We start from the raw sequence: 19,092 nt of genomic DNA, 5'->3' as shown, positions 1-19,092 counted from the left end.
GAAGTTCGTCTCCTTATCAATGGTCCGGTCCGGGGCGTCGAGATACGGCCCGGTCCCGCTGCGCGCCAGTGGGCACGGCCCGCCCGGACCTGCGGAATCACCCCGCGTAGAACCGGTCGGGACAACTGGCGGCGCCTTCAAGGGAATCAGACGGAGGGCCCCCGAAATGTCACCGGAGACGACAGCCACCTCAGGCAAATGCCTGAGTCGCCGGTGTATTTGCCCGACGGGAGGTTCTGGGGCCACATGTGGCGAGTTGCGCGTGATGCGCTCACCTGGCGCAGTCGGCCGATAACCGAGCATGAGTGCGACCGCACCTGGATAGTCATCGCCAAGTCACCTTCCGCCACCCGGCGGCGACCTGAAGGAAAGGCAGTCGTGAACGAATCCGGTGTCGGGGCACTCCTGGAACACCTCCCCGTGTTCTGGTGGGAGGCCGACGAGCAGTCGCGCGTGGCGGAATGGGGCGGCGGTGCCTTCACCGATCTGTCCACCGCGCAACGCTTCCTCGACCGCGCGCGCCAGGAGATGCCCGATCCGGGACGCCGTCTCGAAGAGGAGCACCGTCTGGTCCAGTTCGACGACCGGACCTTCCGGGTGCGCTGGGCCTCGGACGAGAGCCCGGACCCCGGCCGCACCCGCGGGCTCGCGGTGGAGACCGGGGCACAGCCCACGGGAGGCCGCCGGTACGCCGCCTTCGCGGAGTTCGCCGACCTCGCCCCGGCCGCGGCCTTCCTCCGCGACCGCGACGGCCGCTATCTGTGGGCCAACCACTCGTATGCCCATCTCTACGGCACCACCCCGGAGAGAATCGCGGGCCGTCGGATCGAGGATTTCGACACCCCCGCGGACGCCGCCCAGTTCCGGGCCCTGGACCAGGAGATCCTCAGCCGGGGCAAGCCGGTACGCCACCATCTGAGCTATCACCGCGCGGACGGCAGCATGGGGCAGGCGGCGGGCCACCGCTTCCCCGCCCAGGAGAACGGCCAGCCCTGCGTGGCCGGCATCTATGTCGACATCACCGACCACGCGCGGGCGATGGACCAGCGCCGGGAGGCCGAGGAGAGCCTGAAGGCCCTGCGCGACCACAGCGGTCTGCCCTGCGCGCTGCTCTCCGCCGACGGCCGGATCCAGCAGGCCGGCACGGCCACCGCCGAACTCTTCCGGACCCGCCTGTCCGACCTCATCGGCCGCCGTGCCCACACCCTGCTCGCGACCACCCCCGAACTGCGTCCCCTGCGCCAGGCGTGGGAGGGCCTGCTCACCCGCCGCATCCGGCGGGCGGAGACCTCGGCCGTGCTCCTCGACGCCGAGGGGCGCCGCCGCCGCGCACGGCTCCACCTGGCCACGGTGAACGGGGGTGCCGGCGGCGTCGCATACGTGTGGGCCGTGGTCACCCAGCAGGGCGTCGCCCATGAGGCCCAACCCCCGCTCACCGCCGCGCAGATCCGCATACTCTCCCTGCTCGCGGGAGGCAGCACCAACGGCGAGATCGCCCTCACGCTGGGCCTCTCCCGGCAGACGGTCGACTACCACCTCAGCCGGCTGCGGGCCCTGCTGGACGCGCCGACCAGACCCGCTCTCGTGGCCCGTGCCTACGCCCTCGGGATCCTGGACACTCGCGTCTGGCCGCCGCACCCGAGCGGTCTTTAGGGACCACGGGCCCGGCCGGGGCTCAGAAGAGCGTGTCCTCCTCCGGCGGCCCGTCCTCCTCGAAGGGCAGGAACAGGACCTCGTCCCGCCCGACCTCCCGCTCGGACCCATGACACAGCACGAGGTCCAGGGCGCGGTCCCGGGGCCGCGGGTGCTTGTGGTCGGCGATCCGCCGGGTGTCCGGGCTCATCGCGACCTCGCGGCGGCAGACGGGACATTTGGTACGGGGCCAGACCGGCATGACGACGTTCCCTTCGCGAAAGGCGCGGCACGGTTGTGCGCGTCCCGAGGACCAGGGGTGCACCCGCAGCGTACGGTCGCCCACCGACAGTGGCGAGAACGCGAACCTCAAACCGCCTGGACGAGCGTCGTCTTGGAGCAAGGAACACGGGCGGCCCGGCGAACCGCCGGCCCCGCGGCCGCCGTGCGTCACATAGGCCCACGAGCGGGAGGGCGCGCCGCGTGGGCGCGCCCTCCCGTACGCCGGTCACGACCCGTGGGCCGTGTCCAGGGAATCAATTCACCCAAGTCCCCTGGATCAAGGACGGGTTCGCCGCCCGGCGAGACCCACGCGAACACGATGCCGGTCACGACCACGCCGTGCGCTGCCGATCGGATCGGGGTTCAAGTCGTCGCCGGGCGGCATCGGCCTACTTGGTCACCGCTGCCAGCGCGTCCACCATGCCCCGGCCGTAGAAGCCGTTGTTGTTCTTCGTGCCTTCGCAGACCGCGTCGATCTTGCCGTCCCCGTCGATGTCGTACGGGTCCGTGCACGCCATGGGCGTGGCCTGCGAGGACAGCAGCGACCGCACCAGGGACGCGGGGGCGTTCGGGTGGGTCGACTTGATCAGGGCGGCGACGGCGGCGACGTGCGGGCTCGCCATCGACGTACCGGCCATGTAACCCCACTTGCCGCCCGGCAGCGTGCCGAGGATCAGACCGCTGGTCGCCGGGGGCTCCGGCCGCTGGTAGGCGGTGGAGTCGCCGCCCGGCGCGGTGACGTCCACGACACCGAGACCGTAGTTGGAGAAGGACGACTTGAGGCCCTTCGCGCCGGTCGCCGACACCGTGACGACCCCCGGCACCTGGCTCGGGATGTCGAAGCAGGTGTGCGGGTCGATCACCCGGTCACCGGGGGTGGAGTCGTTCGGGGAGGTCGGGTCGGTGATCGCGTGGGAGGCCAGGTCGTAGCTGTCGTTGCCCGCCGCCGCGACGTTGACCGTGCCCTTCTTCTCCGCGTACCTCGCGGCCCGGTCGACGGCGTCGACGAGCGCCTTCTGGTCCGGGTCGTCGCTGCAGTTGAAGTTCCACGGGTCGGTGTAGTAGCTGTTGTTGGTCACGTCGACGCCGTGCTCGGCCGCCCATACGAAGCCGCACACCACGGCCTCCGTGTAGAAGAACCCGTCCGGGTCGGCGACCTTGATGCCGGCCACCTTCACGCCCGGCGCCACGCCCGTCATGCCGCTGCCGTTCTTGGCGGCCGCGATCTCGCCGGCCACGTGCGTGCCGTGCGGGCTGTCCGTGGCGCTGGGCCGCCAGGCGCCGTCGGAGGTGTCCGGCTTGCCCGACACGCAGTTGACGGAGGCGCGGCGGTCGAAGTTCGGGGCGAGGTCGGGGTGGGTGTCGTCCACACCGGTGTCGATGACGGCGACGGTGACCTTCTGGCTGCCGAGCGTCTTCCGGTGTGCCTGGTCCGCCTTGATGGGACGCAGGTCCCACTGCAGCGGCTCCAGCGGGTCCTGCCCGCCGGCCGCCTCGGCCTGGGCCTGGGCCACCTCACCGGCGCTGAGTACCTTGGGTGCGCCCATGTCGGCGGTCGACTGGGTGGGCAGCGGTGCCGTGCGGGTGGCGCCCGCCGAGTCGACGCCCTTGACCCGGCGCATGACCGAGGCGAACTCGGGGTTCGAGGAGTGGACGACGAGGGTGCCTATCTGGTCGTACGACTCCACGATGGTGCCGCCGGCCTCGGCGACGGCCTTCTTCACATGGGCCGTGAGCCCGACACCGGTGTTGTGGATGTTGACGACGTAGCTCAGCGAGGGCCCGCCGGCCTGCGGGGCGGCGGACTCGACCGGCGCGGCCGACGCGGTGGCGTTCGGCAGGAAGGCCAGCGCGGACGCCGTGACCATGCCGAGGGGAAGGGCGAGCGCGCGACGGATGCGCGGCTTGGGCACTGTCATGTGGGTTTCTCTTCCGTTGAGTTCATCGGGTGTGCGTCGGTGGTGCGGACGCCTCACGCACGAAAGGAGCCGCGCGGGCACGCGAAAGACGCGGAGAAATGGCGTATGGGTAAGTGCCGCAGGAGAAGCGCCGCTCGGAGAAGTGCCGTGCGGTGCCGGCTACTCGACCGCGCGCAGCGCGTCGACGACGCCGAAGCCGTAGAAGCCGTTGACCTGCCGGTCGCCCGCGCAGACGGCGTCCACGGCGCCGTCGCCGTTCCAGTCGTACGGCTCGTCCGGGCAACCCGGGTTGTCCGCCTGGGCCTTGAGCATGTCCCGCAGCTCGGCGGGGGTCGCGCGCGGGTGGGCGGACTTCAGCAGCGCCGCCACACCGGAGGCGTGGGGCGAGGCCATGGACGTGCCCTGCTCGTATCCGTACTCGCCACCCGGCACCGTCGACAGGACGCCGCCCTCCCCGGACGGCGTGTCCGAGGGTACGTACATGTCGCCGCCCGGCGCCGCGACGTCGATCACGCCCAGGCCGTAGTTGGAGTAGTACGCCTTCGAGTTCGTGGCGCTGGTCCCGCTGACCGTGACGACGCCCGGCAGTTGTGCGGGCAACTGGACACAGTTGCCCGGAATGGCCGTCAGGTCGTCCCGGGAGTTCCCGGCCGCGGCTACATTGAGGGTGCCCTTGCGCGTCGCGTACCGCTGGGCACGGTCGACGGCGTCGATGATGGCCTTCTGGTCGGGGTTGTCGAGGCAGTTGAACTGCCACGGGTCCACGTAGTAGCTGTTGTTGGTGATCTGCACTCCGTGGTCGGCGGCGAACACGAAGGCGCAGACCACGCTTTCGGCGTACATCAGCTGACGGCCGGAGGGCTGGGAGATGGTGATGCCGGCGACCCGCACCCCCGGTGCCACGCCCGCGACGCCGACGCCGTTGCGGGCCGCGGCGATCGTGCCCGCCACATGCGTGCCGTGGGCGTACTCCGGCTTCGCCGGCCGCCAGGAACCGTAGGTGGTGTCGGGCTTGCCGCTGACGCAGCTCGCGGACTGCGACGGGGAGAAGTTCGCGGCGAGGTCCGGGTGGGTGTCGTCGACGCCGCCGTCGATCACGGCGACCGTCACGTTCCCGCTGCCCTGATTGATCTTCGCGGCCTTGTCCGCCTTGACCGCCCGCAGGTCCCACTGCTCGGCTTCCAAAGGCTCGGCGCCCCTGTCGGACGCCTTCGCGATCCTCGCAGCCTCGGACGCGGAGAGGTGCCGTACGGCGCCCGCGTCGTCGGCGCCCGCCGCGTTCAGCGGGGTGCCCGCCGTGGCTCCCGCCGACCGCACTCCGGGCACCGCGCGCAGCCGCGCGCCGAAGTCGGGGGCGGCCGAGTGGGCGACGATGACACCGATCTTGTCGTAGGCGGTGAAGACGGTGCCGCCGGCCGCGGTGATGGCCTGCTTCACCTCGGCGATCGTGCGCGGGTCGGTCGCGGTGTTGACGATGTACGCCACCGGGTCCGCGTCCTCGGCCTGCGCGGCCGACCGCGCCCGGGGCGCAGCCGAGGCCGACGCGGGAAGGAACCCGAGCGAGGCGGTCAGCGCCAGCGCGACCGGTACGGCCAGACCCAATCGGAGCGAGGAACGTATTCGAACCATGAAGTCTCCACATCATCCGGGTGCCGGACCCGCCCGAGGGCAGAGTTCCGGACAGGCAGGTACATGACGGGTAGTGCAGGAGCGAAGCTATCCCGCCATCTCGCCGGCCAGCAATGACTTGGGGATGTCGTGATCAGAGCAACGTCCCTGCCCGGCTGGCCCGTTCGGCCTGTTGCCCGGACCGCCCCCGCTGAACTCCCCGGGCATCACCGAGAATCACGCGACGGACGGTCGAAGACGGAACGAAAACGAAGACGAGGCCGGACGAGCGGGCGTGTTCTCGACAGAGCCCCGACGCGGGCATACGGCTCGGATACGCGGCCTGGGCAAGCGGCCTGGGCAAGCGGCCTGGGCACACGGCCCCATCAAGTGGACCGGTCCACGCGAGGGCTCGCGCCTCCGCGATCCGGTCAGCGCTGGTTGACGATGACGGAGATGCCCCAGCCGATCGCCGCGAGCACCACCGCGAAGATCAGTCCCGCCAGGGCATGGCGGAGCGGCCCGGCCGTCGGCCCGGCGGCGGGCCGCTCCGTGGCGGGCCCGGCCGCCGGGCCCGCGGGATTCAGCAGCCACAGGGCGATCGCGAACAGCGCGGGCAGACCGGCGCCGGTGAGCAGACCCACCACGATGATCTTCAGCAGCGCGCTCGGGTCGATCCAGCCGTTCACAGCGCCGCCTTGTCGGAGGGCGGGGGCGGAGGCGGAGGCGGAGGTGGCGGCGCGGCCGGGAGCAGCGAGCCGGTCCAGGCGGCGTTGACGTTGTCCGGGGTCACGGCCGGATGGCGGGAGGCGACGAAGAAGGCGACCGAGGCCAGCACCAGCGCGACGAAGACCACGACCACCCCCGCCGTGCCGCCGATGGCCGCCGCGGACCAGTAGGCCACCGCACCCGCCAGCGCGGAGGCCGGCAGCGTGAACATCCAGGCCATCACCATCCGGCCGACGATCCGCCAGTGCACCACGGCGTCCTTCTTGCCGACTCCCGAGCCCGCGATCGCCCCAGTGGCCACGTGCGTGGTCGACAGCGGGTAGCCGAAGTCGGTGGAAGAGAGGATCACGGCGGCCGAGGCCGACTCGGCGGCCATCCCCTGCGTCGGTTCGATGTCGGTCAGCCCCTTGCCCAGCGTCCGGATCACCCGCCAGCCGCCGACGTAGGAGCCCAGCCCGATCGCCACCGCACAGGAGACGATCACCCAGGTCGGCGCCTTGGCCCCGGCCGGCAGCGCGCCGTCGGCGATCAGGGCCAGGGTGATGACGCCCATGGTCTTCTGCGCGTCGTTGGTACCGTGGGCGAGCGACACCATCGAGGCCGAGCCGATCTGGCCGAGCCGGAACCCGTGGCCCCGCGCGCGGTCGGACACACGACGGGTGATGCGGTAGATCAGCGCCGTGCCGGTCGCTGCCACCGCACCGGCGATGAACGGCGACAGCGCCGCGGGGACGATCACCTTGGCGACCAGGTCCTGCCACTTGACGGCCGAGACTCCCGCCGCCGCCATCGTCGCCCCGATCACCCCGCCGACCAGCGCGTGCGACTAACTGGAAGGGATCCCGAGGAACCAGGTGGCCAGATTCCACAGGATGCTGCCGGTCAGACCCGCGCACACCACGGTCAGGGTGACGTCGTGAGCGGCGACCAGCCCGCTGGCGATGGTCGCCGCCACAGCGGTCGACAGGAACGCGCCGGCCAGGTTCAGTACCGCCGAAACGCCGACCGCGACGCGCGGCGAGAGGGCGCCGGTGGCGATCGAGGTCGCCATGGCGTTGCCGGTGTCGTGGAAGCCGTTGGTGAAGTCGAAGCCCAGCGCCGTCGCGACCATCAACGCCAGGACCGCGTCATTGCCGGTCACGGGTCAGAACCTAACCCGCGCACCGGGCGGGCCCACCGCAGCGGCGCCCGGCGCGCCGCCGGCCGAAGGGCCGCCATCCGGTCGGACGAGCGGCGGGTTGGCGTCCCGGCCTGAAGCCCCGACCGGTCCGTTCGGGGCCCTTGAAGTCCGGCGAGGTATGCGGCAGCTTCGAGACCGAGCTGCGGGAGTTCAACGGCGAAGCCGACCATGTCCACCTGCTGGTGCACTACCCGCCGAAGGTCGCCCTGTCGAAGCTGATCAACTCGCTCAAGGGCGTCAGCTCCCGGTATCTGCGGGCGGAGTACACCGGCCGGATCAACCGGATCGGCATGGGCTCGGTGTTCTGGTCCCGCCCCTACTTCGCCGGGTCCTGCGGCGGCGCACCGCTGACCCTGATCCGCCAGTACATCGAAGGACAGAAGCGACCCGTCTGACCGTCAACCCGCAGGCGCGGGGAACTCCGGCGCTTCGCGCCTCCGGTCCGAGGATGCGTTTCCCTCCCCGGCTGAAGCCGGGGATACCCACGCAAGATCAGGCATGGCCCGGTTCAGCGGCGAGTTCCTCGCCTCGGCGGGGATCGCCGCCGAACTCCTCGGCGGGGGTTCGCTGTACGAGCGGTACTACGGCGTCGACTACGCGCGGGTGGACGTCCTGGCGGCGGCCGGGCGGAGCACCGGCCGGGAAAACGGCAGGGTGAGGAGCGGCGGCCGGGCCGGCGCGGAGGGCGACGCGCTCGCCGAGTTCGCGCGGCTGTGTCACACCCGGGCGGGCCGGAAACCGGGGTACGGCTCCGTCGCCGGGCACGGCATGGTGATCGAGCAGGCGCAGATCCTCACCACGCACAATCTGGCGACACTGGTACAGCGGGTCGGGGTCGCACCGGAGCCGGGCTGGGCGGAGCTGGCCCGCCGCTGCTTCAAGGCGGTGTACCGCCTGACGGAGCGGGCGCGACGGAGCCCGTACCCGCTGAGGTCGGTCAAGGACGCGGCGTACGCCTGGCGGCAGATGGTCTTCCACCTGTCGCTGTGCGGGGAGGCGGAGAGGGCCGAGGTGCTGGCGTGGCTGCCGGCCGAGGCGGCACGCCGTCCCCTGGTGGCGTCCCGGCTGGCACCCGCTCTGCTCGGGCTGCGGTACGTCGCGGACGGCGGACGGTTCGACGCGGACGGCTCGGCGTGCGCGGGGCGGGCCCGGCGGCTGACCGGGTGGTCGGCCTCGGGGCACTGGCTGCGGCCCGGCCCCTGCTGATCTCCTGATCCACGCCGGCCACGGCTCGCCCCCCGGTCCCCATGGACCGGGGGGCGACCCCTGTCCCCGGTGCCTTGGGGTGGGCCCGCGGACGGACTCCCGGCGCGGCCCCCGCGGTTCGGTGGCCTGACCGCCGGAACACACCGAGCGGTCAGGCCACCGCCCCGGGCGCCGGAGGAGGCACCTCCCGCTCCGGGTTCCGCGCCGCCGCATCCGGTACGCTCCCCGCCGCCGCGTATGCCTGCCAGTCACGGGGAGTGATCCCGTACGTGGCACGAAAGGCCCGGCTGAAGTGGCTGGCGCTGGCGAATCCCCAGCGGCCGGCCACCGTCGCCACGGTGTCCCGTCCCTGGCCCGGTACGGCGAGGGCCCGGCGGCAGAGTTCGAGCCGGCGCCGCCTGATCCAGCGCCCCACCGTCATCTCCTCGGTGTGGAACAGCTTGTGCAGATACCGGACGGAGATGTGGTTGGCCACCGCGATCTGTTCCGGTGAGAGGTCCGGGTCACCCAGATGGCTCAGGATGTGGTCCTTCACCCGGGCGAGCGCGGCCGACGCCGCCTCGGACGGGTCGCGTAGGGGCCGGCCCCGGCGCTCTTGGGCGAGGGCTCCGAGCAGGTCGAAAACGGTGGCCGCGAGCCGGTACTCCGTCTGTGGCGTCAAGGAGCCGGCGGCTCCGGCGAGGTGTTCCAGATAGGTGGCCACCAGTCTGGTGGTGCCGTTCCCGGTCTCGAACTCGTTCGCGGTGAGCGCCTCCAGTTCCTCCTCCGAGAGTCCCGAGGCCGACCGGGGCCAGTGGAAGACGGTGAACGCGAACTCTTCCGGGAATTCGGCCGTACACGGCCGTCCGACGTCCGTCACCGCGAAGGTTCCCGGTCTGAGCTCCACCGGGCGGTCCTCGTGTGCCATCCGGGCGGTCCCATGGTGCTGGAGCGTCAGGGCGAGGCGGTCGGCTCCGCCCCTGGCGATCGCTCCGGGGCCGCGTTCCATCCGCTGGGGACCGGCGTGGACCCGGGCGACCCTGAGGTCGCCCAGCGTGTGACCGGTGATGGTCGCCGAGGCGGGGAACTCCTCCAGCAGAGTCACATCCATCGGGACGAAGGTGTCGGTGACGGCCGCCTGCCAGAAGGCGGCGTGCTCGGCGGGAGGGACGTCCGCGGTGCTGAGGACGACGGGCATCGGTACTCCTCTCTCGGGAAGGGGCCGGCGGTCGGCCGGTGCCGGCGGATCACCAGGGCCCGTGGGTCGACCGGGGCCTGCGGTCGGCCAGGGGCGGGGGCGACGGCTCACCCGGGCCGGCGGATCACCAAGGACGGCGGTGCAGTGCTACGTGCACGGTGTCGACGACCTGGGTGAGGGCGGCCCTGGCCGTGACGGTGGGGCAGAGCGCGTCGAGCAGGAGGAAGGCGTGCACGGTGCCCTGGTACCGCATGGCCACCACCGGGACGCCCGCTTCGCGCAATCGCGCGGCGTACGCCTCGCCCTCGTGTCTGAGCACATCGGCCTCGGCCGTGATCACCAGCGCCGGGGGCAGCCCGCCGAGCTGTTCCAGGGAGGCTCTCAGCGGTGCGGCCGTGGCCTCTCGGCGGCGCCGGCGCTCGGGCAGGTAGTCGTCCCAGAAGCGGCGCATGTGCTCACGGTGCAGGAAGTACCCGGTGGCGAACCGGCGGTAGGACGGGGTGTCGAAGTCCGCGTCCGTCACCGGGCAGAGCAGTACTTGCTGGACGAAGCCGACGTCCCCGCGCTGGCGGGCCAGTATCGTCAGCGCCGCCACCAGATTGGCTCCGGCGGAGTCGCCGATGGCGGCCATGCGCCGGCCGTCCAGACCGATCTCCGGGCCGTGCGCGGTGATCCACTGGGCCACGGCGTAGCACTGTTCCACCGCCACCGGGTAGCGGGCCTCGGGGGCGCGGGCGTACTCCACGTACACCACCGCGGCATCGGTGCCGAGGGTGAGTTCCCTGGTCAGCCGGGAGTAGGTGCCGGCGTCCCCGAGGGACCAGCCAAGGCCGGGCAGCAGCAGCACCACCGGGCTCGGCTCGACGGAGCCGGCGGGCCGGGTGACCCGGACACGGGCCTGACCGGTGGGTCCGCAGGGAAGGTCGAACCACTCGTCTGTGGTGTCGCAGGGATCCCACGGGTCGCACGGGTCGCACGGGTCCTCGGGTGCGCGGTGGAGCGGGTCGTCCGGCACTCTGTCGGGCAGCAGCCGGGAGAGATCGGGCGGGCATCCGGCGGGCAGGCCGGAGCGGGATTCCAGGAACGCGCGGAGCCCCTCGTCGAGGACGGGGGCGTCGGCCGTGACGTGCCGGCCGGGTGCGGGAATGGGGTCGGACATCGGTCTGCTCCTGGCTTCGGTCGACGGGCCTGGTGACGCCGGACGGGTGCGCTGGTCACGGCCGACGCGTATCCGGCGGCGCGGCACGCGGTTGGCATGGACAGGTCGCCCGACCGTACTGCCCGATCGGCGGTCGCGGTGGGACCGCGTCACAGGGCGCCTCGAAGGGCACCTCGAAGGGCACGGGCACCGGGCGCCGGGGCACCGGCGCGCCGTCACGAGGCACGGCCGCCCGCCGCCGTCGGAGGTACGGGGCCACCGGGGTCCTGGTGCCCGGTCCCCCGCCACTGGCTCGGCGAGATCCCGTAGGCGGCTCGGAAGGCCCGGCTGAAGTGGGCGGGGTTGGCGAAACCCCAGCGGTGGGCCACAGCGGAGACCGTCGGGACCACCCGGCCGCGCCGGCCGAGTTCGCGGGCGCACTCCTGTAAGCGCCGGTGCTGGATGAGCCGCCGCACCGTGACGCCCTCGCCCTCCGCTTCGAAGAGCCGGTGCAGATAGCGCAGGGAGATGCGATGGGCGGCCGCGATGCGTTCGGGGGTGAGCTCGGGTTCGCCGAGATGCCGGTCGATGTAGGTCCGTACCCGCAGCATCAGGTCGTCGTTCGCCTGGTCCCGTTCGCCAAGACGCCCGGCCGCGGCCGCCTCGGTGACCAGACCGCTCACCAGGTCGGCGACGATGTCCGCCCATCGGTCACCGGCCGGGACGGCGCACGTGGACGCGGTGGCGGCGAGCAGGTCGAGGAAGGGGGCCACGATCGCGCTCTGCCACTGTGTCGCCGCGAGGGCCGTACCGGCCACCTGCCGTACGTCCCGCTCCGGCACGCCCAAGAGGTGGCGCGGCAGGTGGAGCAGGTGCGAGCGGAAGGGCTCCGGGTAGACCAGGGAGAACGGCCGTGCCGTGTCGTACAGGACGAGGCTGCCGGGTCCGGCCTCCGTACGGCGCCCGCCCTGTTCCAGTACGGCGCGCCCGGACAACTGGAGTCCGACGCCGACATAGGGCTCCGTGGCCGGACCACGCGAGATGAGCGCCGGTGTACGGAGAAACCGGGCGTCCTCCGCCTCCACGGACGCGAGCCGCAGATGCCCGACGCGGCGGGACACCAGCGCTCCGCGCAGCGGCCGTCCGGTGAGGGCGACGACCTCCATCGGGACCGGGGGCCGCGCCATCGCTCCGTCCCGTCCCGCCGTCCCGGAGTCGTTCGTGTCCGACACGGCCGGCACCCTCGCGTCCATCTGACCGTCCTTCCCCAGAGGTCCCACCCCTTCAGGGTGAACCGGTTGCCGAACGCCCCGTTAGGTCATCTGACTGCCGGTCGTGGAGAGGTGGTCGCACGCCCCGCACGATCCGTCCCGCCCGGGTCCCACCGGACCCGGGCGGGACGGGGTCAGCGGCCGTCGAGGGCGTGGGCCAGGGCCGCCCGTGAGGTGATGCCGAGCTTCGGGAAGATCCGGTAGAGATGGGCCCCGATGGTGCGGGGGGACAGCCGCAGCTGACGGCCGATCTCCCGGTTGGTGAGGCCGGTCGCCGCCAGCCGGGCGATCCGCATTTCCTGGCCGGTCAGTTCGCCCTTCTCGGCCTGCTGCCGGTCCGCCGCCGGCGATGGATGCTCCACGGCCCGCAGCTCCTCCTCGCAGCCCGACGCCCAGGGCGCCGCCCGCAGCCGCAGGAAGACGCGGTGCGCCTCTCTCAGGTGTTCCTCGGCCCCGGGGCGGTGGCGCCGCCGTAGCCACGAGCCGTGCGCGAGGCGCAGCCGGGCGAGGTCGAAGGCCCACTGCTCGGCCCCGGGGACCGCGTAGGCGGCACGGAAGGAAGCTTCGGCCTCGTCTTCCCCGGCGACCAGTGCCGAGGCGGCCGCCAGCAGGAACGCGTGCCGGTCCGACATCCCGGCCGAACCCGCCGCCCGGCACGCTTCGACCCGGGCTCTGGCCTCCGCCTCCCGACGGGTGTGCACGGCGGCCGTCACCAGGTCGAAGATCAGCGAGTGGGGCCAGGGGGACCGGGTGCGTGGCGCTCCGGACGGGGTGAGCGCGTGGAACCGCGCGTACGCCTCTTCGTAACGACGGTGGGCGAGCGCGGCCAGGCCCCGCAGATACGTCATCCGGTCGAGGACGAAACGCATGCCCGCGCGGGCGGCGACCGGGACGATCGCGTCCTCCACGGCCCCGAGTCCCGCCTCGTCGCCCCTTCCCGCGAGGAAGTACGCGTGGTACTGGCGAAACAGCAAGGCGTTCAGGTGATAGCCAAGTTCGTCGGCGATCTCTGCCTCGCGCAGACAGGCCGCCGACTGATCCCAGTGTCCGAGCAGGAAGTCCTCCCGGCTCTTGGCCTTCGCGACCGAGCCCTGGGTGGCGTACCCGTCCAGTCCCGCGAAGCGCCGCCACAGCCCGCGCTCGGGGCAGTCGAGGGCCGAGAGGGTCCACAGCACCATCCAGGCGGACCCGGCTTCCTGTTCCTCGGTCATCCCGTCCAGGGCGCCCAGCAGTTGTGCGGTCGCCTCCGCCCCCGGGTCCGTCCAGGCCCGCAGACACAGCCGGCCGGTCTCGGAGACATGGTCGCGGTGCCGCTCCAGGGCCCGCCACGCCCAGGGGTCGTCGGTGTACGTCGCGGCCAGGAGCAGTTTGAAGTAGGCCTGGTCGGTCAGGTCCCCGAAGGTGTCGGCGCCGGGAACGGTCAGGGCGTCCAGGACCGCGGGCAGCGAGGTGGTGGAGGACGCGAAGGCGATGTGGTGGCTCTGGTCGGCGTAGACCACCGCGTACGCGAGGAGGGGGTCCGCGTCCGGCGGTACGGGACTCCGTTCGAGTTCCCGCACCAGCGCCGCGGCGTGCCGCAGCCGGCCCCCGCGGGCCGACATGACCGCGGCCCAGGCCAGCCTCCGGGTGCGATCCGGGAGTCCGGGACTGAGGACGGCGGCGCGTTCGAGGAGCAGGGCGCCCTCCGCGTCGCCGCCCCGGTGCCCCAGGGCGCGGCCGGCGGCCTGGAGGCGCCCGGCCAGGTCCTCGTCCGGGAACAGGGCGGCCGCCGCCTCGTGGTGCAGCCCGCGGGGGTCGTCCGGGGCGAGGGCCGCCGCGAGGGTCCGATGCGCCCGCCGGCGGGCGCCGTCCGACGCCGCGGCCACCACCGCGGTACGGATCAGCGGATGCCGGAAGACGAGGCGACCGGCCTCGTCCAGCCGGGCGAGGCCGGTCCGCTCGACCCGTTCCCACGCCGCCCGCCCGGCCCCGTCCGCGACGATCCGCTGCCACACCGCGGCGAGGTCCCCGCCGCCGACGAGCGCGCCGAGCAGGAGGAGATGGGACTCCTCCGGGGAGATCCGCCGCAGGTGCTCGGCGAAGATCCGCTCCAGTCGCCCGCCCAGCGGCAGGCACTCCGGAAGCGGCGCCGTCCCGGCCCGCTGGGCGGGCTCCAGCCGGCGGGGAAGCTCCGTCAGCGCCAGGGGGTTGCCGGCCGCGTCCGCGAGGACGCGCTCACGGGTGGACGCCGCGAGGCCGGGGTACCACGTGCCCAGCAGCGAGGCCGAGTCCGCGCTGTCCAGCGCCGGTACGTCGACGACGTCTCCGGGCCAGCCGTGCGCCCCGGTTCCCTCGGGGCGGGTCGCGCCGACGATCACCAGGGGAAGATTCGCGGAACGGCGGTGGACGAAGTCGAAGACGGCGGCGCTCGACGAGTCGATCCAGTGCAGGTCGTCCAGGACCAGCAGGACGGGGGCGCTGCGCGCGGTCTCCTCCACCAGCGTCAGGACGGCGGCGCCCACCGCGAATCCGCTCGGGGTGCCCGCCCGCACACCCAGCGCGCTCTCCAGCGAGTTCCGCTGGTACTCGGAGAGGGGACCGGACGGCCCGGATCGCTCGAACCGCTGGAACCCCTGGAGAACCGACCGGAACGCCTGGTGCAGGGCCCCGAACGCGAGGCCGGTCTCCGCTTCGGCCCCGACCGCCCGCAACACGGTGAAGCCGCGGCCGGCCGCCTCCCGCTCCGCCCAGTCGAGCAGCGTGCTCTTGCCGACGCCCGCCTCACCGCGCAACAGGACCGCGGATCCGCTCCGGCCGTCGTGCGCCCGGACCAGTGCCGCGGTCAGCAGTTCCTTCTCCTGCCGTCGCCCGACGATTGCCGCGACCCGTCCGTCGCTCACCAATTGCGTTCTCCCACTCGGCACCCGGTCCGGCCACCCCTGGGGCCCGCCTGTCGGGTCCCACCGGGCCGGCGATCCCGGTGGGACCCGACAGGCGGGCCCTGGGCGGCTCAGGCTACTGCGCCCCGGGATCGCCCCCGCCGACCGTACGAAAGACGGCCGATTACCGATATTCCGGTGTCCGAAGGCGGTCGTATCCGGGCCGTTTCCGCGAAAGCCGGCGCCGGCCGTCCGAAAGGCGGGTCCGGCCCGAAGAGCGGGTCAGGTGCCAAGGGCGGGTCCGGTGCCAAGGCGGGTCCGGTGCGAGCCGACCGCGTGCGCCGAGTGCGGTGAGGCGTAAGGACGGGGATCGCAAGGACCGGCGTCGAGAGCGCGGCGGCCTGAGTACACCGAGAGGCAACGTCGGATGCGCGCGCAGTCAGGCACGGTCCCACCCGCGTCATAACCTGGGCATCCCGGGCACGTCTCCCCCACCCCACCCCCCGTTCGCGGCGTCTTCACCCGGCCCGTCGCACTGCCCGTACGACCGCCCCCCACCCGCCCTGACCATGGTTCACGGACGCCACCGGCCGGTGGACCGGTCCGCAGGAATGGCTCTCGCCTCACCCCCCACGGAATCCCTCGGTCCGGGGCCGGCACGTTGCTCGACGACTGCGCGGCCCCCGACTCGACGTTCACGCGAGAAGAGAAAGGGACCGCAATGCCTGATCGGAGCATGTGTCACACCATCGGCTCGACAGCCGGAGGCGAAGAGGTGAGCCTGGCCGCCCACCCCGTCGCGATATCGGCGTTCGGGCCGATGACGCTGTGGTTCCCCTCGGGCCCTGTCGAGCCGGGGCCACCGCGCTGGCGCGCGGTGCTCGCCCTGCTGCTCGTCAACGCCGGCAAGGTGGTCTCGACCTCGTCGCTCATCCGGAGCGTCTGGGAGACCGACCCCCCGGGCCACGCGGTCACCACCCTGCAGTCGTACGTCTCCCGTCTGCGCGGGCTGCTCGGCGAACAGCCCCTGCGCGGCGGGGTCGAGGCCCGGGTCGAGTACCGGTCGCCGGGCTACGTCCTGCGGGTGGAACCGGACCGTGTCGACGTCCCGCGGTTCGAATCGATGGTCGCGCGGACCGTCTCCGCGAGGAGCCGGGGCGACCTCGCGCAGTGCTTCGTGCTGGCGTCCGAGGCGTTGCGGCTGTGGACCGCGCCGCCGTTCGAGGACTTGGCTGATTATCGCTTCGCCGTGCAGGAGGCCGTACGGCTGGACCGGCTGCGGCTGACGGCGGTCGAGGCCCAGGCCGCCGCGGCGCTGTCGCTGAACCGGGGCGAGGAGATCCTGCCCGGGCTCGAACGCGAAGTGGCCCGTCATCCCACGCACGAGCGTCTGGTGTGCCGTTTGATGCAGGCCCAGTGCCACAACGGCCGGCAGGCCGACGCGCTGAGGCTGTTCGACCGCACCCGCCGGCTTCTCGCCGGGGAACTCGGCGCGGACGCCGGGCCCGAACTGCGGCGGACGCACGAGGAGATCCTGCGGCACGGGTGTCCCCCGGCCCGGCCTCCGCTCACGCCCGCGCCACAGGCGGCGCCGGAACCCGGGCCCGCCGGTGCCGCCGGTGCCGCGAAGGCCCTCGCCCGGACCGGCCCCGGGCCCTCGTCCCTGGAACCGGCCGGTCCTCCCCCGGTGCGCGGGGCCGGCGCCTCCCAGGGATTCGTCGGGAGGGAGAAGGAGCTGCGCCGGCTGCTCGCCGCCCTCGCGAGCGCTCTGGACGGCGAGGGCCGGACGGTGCTCCTGGTGGGAGAGGCCGGACTGGGCAAGACGAGGCTGGTACGGGAGTTCGGGCGGCGCTGCCGCGGTGCGGGTGCGGACGTGGTGACGGTCGGCTGCCCGCCCGCCGAGGGCATGCCGCCGTACTGGATCTGGGCCCAGGCCCTGCGGATGGCCGCGGCCCGGCGGCCGGAGGGGCTGCTCGATCTCCCGGAGGGTGTCCGCCATACGCTCGCGGCCCTGGTTCCGGATCTGGTTCCGGGGTGTACCGACCGCCCCGCCCTGACGGACGTGTCCGGGTTCGAGCTGCACGACGCCGTGAGCCAGGCGGTCCTGGCCCCGGCCCGGCGTCCGCTGGTGCTGGTGCTGGAGGACGTCCAGTGGGCCGACGCCGACTCGCTGAGTCTCCTTCCCTTCCTGACCCGCCAGTCGACGGACGCGCCGTTCCTGCTGGTGGTCACCTCGCGGAGCTTCCGTATCGCCGACGATCCGGCCCTGCGCGCGACGCGCGCCGCCGTACTGCAGTCGCTCAACGCCGAGGAGATCCGGCTCGGCGGGCTGCGCTCCGAGGACAGCCGGGGGATCGTCGCGCGTGTCCTTGGCCCCGAGGTGGACGACGCGTTGTGCGCCGAACTCCACGAACGTGCCGCGGGCAATCCCTTCATGCTCCTCGGCCTGGTGGGCGCGCTGCCCGCGGGAGCGACCGCGCGGGCGGTGCGGGACCTGGTGCCGACGGTGATCCAGGAAGTGGTCAGCGAGCAGTTGTCGGCGATTCCCCGGGAGGTCAGGGAGCTGCTGGACAGTTGCGCGGCCGGGGCCCGGGAACGGATCACCGGAGCGGTGACGCGCGGCACCGTCCGCCGGGCGGTCCGGGGGGAGCTCCTCGTGCTGGACGAGGCGGCTCCCGGCGGCATCGGCTTCGCCCATCCCCTGATCCGGGACGTGTTGCGGCAGGAACTCGCCCAAACGGAACCCTTTCTTCGCGGGCCGGGAGATCCTCGCGGGCCGGGGGCCGGGCCCCGGCCCGCGCCTGCCGGGGGCGGGGGCGGGGACAGGGAGGGGAACGGGAGCGGGGACACGGATACGGGTACGGGCGTCGACCGGCACCAGGTCCGTGCCGTCGTCCCGTCACAGGCCCATAGAGGCCAGGAGTCCCACGGCACCGTGACCGGGACCGGGAAGCCCGCCGCTCCGGCCCGCGGGCAGCTGGTACGCGGCTGCTGAACGGGGACGGGGCGCCCGGCCCGCTCGAGTCCTGTGTGCCGTCGGCACCGGGCCGGGCCGGGTCCGGTGCCGACGGTGGGGAGGATGTCGGTGCCGGCCGGTCAGCCCAGGTACTTCATGGCCAGCACTCCCCAGGTGAACCCGATGGCGCTGGTCGCGTGCAGGACGAGGTCACCGGGCCTGAGCCGGTCGCCGGCCATCAGGTCCCGCATCGCGATCAGGGTGTCGGCCCCTCCCATGTGCCCCAGCCGGTCGTAGTTGAGCACGCTCCTGCTCTCGGCGAGCCCCAGCTCCTTGAGCAGGTTCTCGTGGATGGGCCGGGCGCCGTGGGTGACGAGCAGGTAGGAGACGTCCTCGACCTTGGCGCCGATCGATTCCAGGAGCTCGTTCGTCAGGCCGACGAAGTTCTCCGCGTAGGCCTCGGCGAGGCCGTCGCGCTCGCTTTCGCGCCGTACCACGATCCGGTCGCCCTCGTAGGACCCGGTGTACTGGGTGGCCCAGCTGGGGTCGGTGCGGTTACGGGAGCCGAGGACCTCGGCGATTCCGCCGGAGTGCGCCAGCAGCAGCGCGGCGCCCGCGTCCCCGTTGTTGAACAGCTCCTTCGCGCTGCCGTCGGTGTAGTCGATCATGGTGCTGACCCGGTCCCCGAGCAGGACCAGCGCGTACTCCCCCGGTGTGCCGGCGACGAGGTCGGCGGCGAGCTGGATCGCGACCGTCACCGCGTTGCAGTGGTTGCCCAGTTCGAAGCAGTGGGCCCGCTCGATCCCGAGCTCGTGGGCCACCCTGGCGGACGGGGAGCCGAAGGGAACGTCCCAGACGCCCGTCCCCGCGTAGATCACGGTACGGATCGACGACAGGGGCACCGGGTGGCGCTTCAGGAGCGTACGGGCGGAGTTCAGGGCGAGTTCCCACTCCGCCTCTCCGTCGCCGAGGACCGGGAAGGAGTCGCAGACGGTGATCGTCCGGATCTCCTCCTCCGGGAGCCCCGAGGCCTCGGCCATGTGCCGGGTCGTCACCCGCCCGGAGGGCAGGCACACCTCGAAATCGACTATCGCGGCCATGGGGCGCTCCGTTTCCGGTTGTCCGTCGGATTCAGG

The 19,092-nt window shown here is 72.8% G+C and carries 12 protein-coding genes and 2 pseudogenes; 4 read left to right on the top strand and 10 right to left on the bottom strand.

Annotation, left to right across the window (positions count from 1 at the left end):
• The first annotated feature begins 378 nt into the window (after nt 1–378).
• Nucleotides 379–1,653, top strand: a complete 1,275-nt coding sequence (locus tag ACGFRB_RS23915; RefSeq protein ID WP_393245755.1) for a PAS domain-containing protein — start codon at nt 379–381, stop codon at nt 1,651–1,653.
• A 22-nt stretch (nt 1,654–1,675) separates the two neighbouring features.
• Here the strand turns inward: ACGFRB_RS23915 and ACGFRB_RS23910 are convergent, their stop codons facing one another.
• The 5 genes and pseudogenes from ACGFRB_RS23910 to ACGFRB_RS23890 all read right to left on the bottom strand — a co-directional run bounded on the left by ACGFRB_RS23910 (nt 1,676) and on the right by ACGFRB_RS23890 (nt 7,281).
• Nucleotides 1,676–1,894: a hypothetical protein gene (locus ACGFRB_RS23910; RefSeq protein WP_393245753.1), complete on the bottom strand. Its 219-nt coding sequence runs from the start codon at nt 1,892–1,894 to the stop codon at nt 1,676–1,678.
• Nucleotides 1,895–2,303: 409 nt separating this feature from the next.
• The gene (locus ACGFRB_RS23905) at nt 2,304–3,833 is read right to left on the bottom strand and encodes a S8 family serine peptidase (protein WP_393245751.1); all 1,530 of its coding nucleotides are present in this window, start codon (nt 3,831–3,833) and stop codon (nt 2,304–2,306) included.
• Nucleotides 3,834–3,992: 159 nt separating this feature from the next.
• Complete coding sequence (locus tag ACGFRB_RS23900) at nt 3,993–5,462, bottom strand: S8 family serine peptidase (RefSeq protein ID WP_393245749.1); 1,470 nt, start codon at nt 5,460–5,462, stop codon at nt 3,993–3,995.
• Between the two features lie 410 nt (nt 5,463–5,872).
• The gene (locus ACGFRB_RS23895) at nt 5,873–6,130 is read right to left on the bottom strand and encodes a hypothetical protein (protein WP_363010551.1); all 258 of its coding nucleotides are present in this window, start codon (nt 6,128–6,130) and stop codon (nt 5,873–5,875) included.
• A pseudogene (locus tag ACGFRB_RS23890) lies at nt 6,127–7,281 on the bottom strand (anion permease). Before ACGFRB_RS23890 ends, ACGFRB_RS23895 begins: the two are co-directional and overlap by 4 nt.
• A gap of 182 nt (nt 7,282–7,463) precedes the next feature.
• Here ACGFRB_RS23890 and tnpA point away from each other — a divergent pair.
• A pseudogene (tnpA, locus tag ACGFRB_RS23885) lies at nt 7,464–7,745 on the top strand (IS200/IS605 family transposase); the annotation flags it as partial.
• A gap of 103 nt (nt 7,746–7,848) precedes the next feature.
• Complete coding sequence (locus tag ACGFRB_RS23880; RefSeq protein ID WP_393245747.1) at nt 7,849–8,556, top strand: hypothetical protein; 708 nt, start codon at nt 7,849–7,851, stop codon at nt 8,554–8,556.
• Between the two features lie 151 nt (nt 8,557–8,707).
• Here ACGFRB_RS23880 and ACGFRB_RS23875 read toward each other — a convergent pair whose 3' ends face one another.
• The 4 genes from ACGFRB_RS23875 to ACGFRB_RS23860 all read right to left on the bottom strand — a co-directional run bounded on the left by ACGFRB_RS23875 (nt 8,708) and on the right by ACGFRB_RS23860 (nt 15,021).
• On the bottom strand, nt 8,708–9,733 hold the full coding sequence (locus ACGFRB_RS23875; RefSeq protein WP_393245745.1) for a helix-turn-helix domain-containing protein: 1,026 nt from the start codon (nt 9,731–9,733) through the stop codon (nt 8,708–8,710).
• Between the two features lie 124 nt (nt 9,734–9,857).
• Nucleotides 9,858–10,892, bottom strand: a complete 1,035-nt coding sequence (locus ACGFRB_RS23870; RefSeq protein ID WP_363010543.1) for an alpha/beta hydrolase — start codon at nt 10,890–10,892, stop codon at nt 9,858–9,860.
• 215 nt (nt 10,893–11,107) lie between these two features.
• Entirely contained in the window at nt 11,108–12,124 is a 1,017-nt protein-coding gene (locus ACGFRB_RS23865; protein ID WP_363010541.1) for a helix-turn-helix domain-containing protein, read from the bottom strand.
• 152 nt (nt 12,125–12,276) lie between these two features.
• Nucleotides 12,277–15,021 carry an AAA family ATPase gene (locus ACGFRB_RS23860; protein WP_393245743.1) on the bottom strand — a complete coding sequence of 915 codons (2,745 nt, stop codon included), beginning with the start codon at nt 15,019–15,021 and terminating at the stop codon, nt 12,277–12,279.
• Nucleotides 15,022–15,721: 700 nt separating this feature from the next.
• Between ACGFRB_RS23860 and ACGFRB_RS23855 the strand changes: the two genes are divergently transcribed.
• Nucleotides 15,722–17,995: a BTAD domain-containing putative transcriptional regulator gene (locus tag ACGFRB_RS23855; RefSeq protein WP_393245741.1), complete on the top strand. Its 2,274-nt coding sequence runs from the start codon at nt 15,722–15,724 to the stop codon at nt 17,993–17,995.
• Nucleotides 17,996–18,096: 101 nt separating this feature from the next.
• Here the strand turns inward: ACGFRB_RS23855 and ACGFRB_RS23850 are convergent, their stop codons facing one another.
• The gene (locus tag ACGFRB_RS23850) at nt 18,097–19,056 is read right to left on the bottom strand and encodes a 3-oxoacyl-[acyl-carrier-protein] synthase III C-terminal domain-containing protein (protein WP_363010535.1); all 960 of its coding nucleotides are present in this window, start codon (nt 19,054–19,056) and stop codon (nt 18,097–18,099) included.
• Nucleotides 19,057–19,092: the final 36 nt, after the last annotated feature.

Source organism: Streptomyces sp. NPDC048718, from assembly GCF_043198875.1.
Lineage (GTDB): Bacteria > Actinomycetota > Actinomycetes > Streptomycetales > Streptomycetaceae > Streptomyces.
This window is presented reverse-complemented; position numbering and strand designations above follow the sequence as displayed.

Excerpts from the sequence above, each read along its gene's own strand:
- ACGFRB_RS23910 (WP_393245753.1), bottom strand. The coding sequence starts at position 1,894 with ATGCCGGTCTGGCCCCGTACCAAATGTCCCGTCTGCCGCCGCGAGGTC.
- ACGFRB_RS23905 (WP_393245751.1), bottom strand. The coding sequence starts at position 3,833 with ATGACAGTGCCCAAGCCGCGCATCCGTCGCGCGCTCGCCCTTCCCCTC.
- ACGFRB_RS23900 (WP_393245749.1), bottom strand. The coding sequence starts at position 5,462 with ATGGTTCGAATACGTTCCTCGCTCCGATTGGGTCTGGCCGTACCGGTC.
- ACGFRB_RS23880 (WP_393245747.1), top strand. The coding sequence starts at position 7,849 with ATGGCCCGGTTCAGCGGCGAGTTCCTCGCCTCGGCGGGGATCGCCGCC.
- ACGFRB_RS23875 (WP_393245745.1), bottom strand. The coding sequence starts at position 9,733 with ATGCCCGTCGTCCTCAGCACCGCGGACGTCCCTCCCGCCGAGCACGCC.
- ACGFRB_RS23870 (WP_363010543.1), bottom strand. The coding sequence starts at position 10,892 with ATGTCCGACCCCATTCCCGCACCCGGCCGGCACGTCACGGCCGACGCC.
- ACGFRB_RS23865 (WP_363010541.1), bottom strand. The coding sequence starts at position 12,124 with ATGGACGCGAGGGTGCCGGCCGTGTCGGACACGAACGACTCCGGGACG.
- ACGFRB_RS23855 (WP_393245741.1), top strand. The coding sequence starts at position 15,722 with ATGCCTGATCGGAGCATGTGTCACACCATCGGCTCGACAGCCGGAGGC.
- ACGFRB_RS23850 (WP_363010535.1), bottom strand. The coding sequence starts at position 19,056 with ATGGCCGCGATAGTCGATTTCGAGGTGTGCCTGCCCTCCGGGCGGGTG.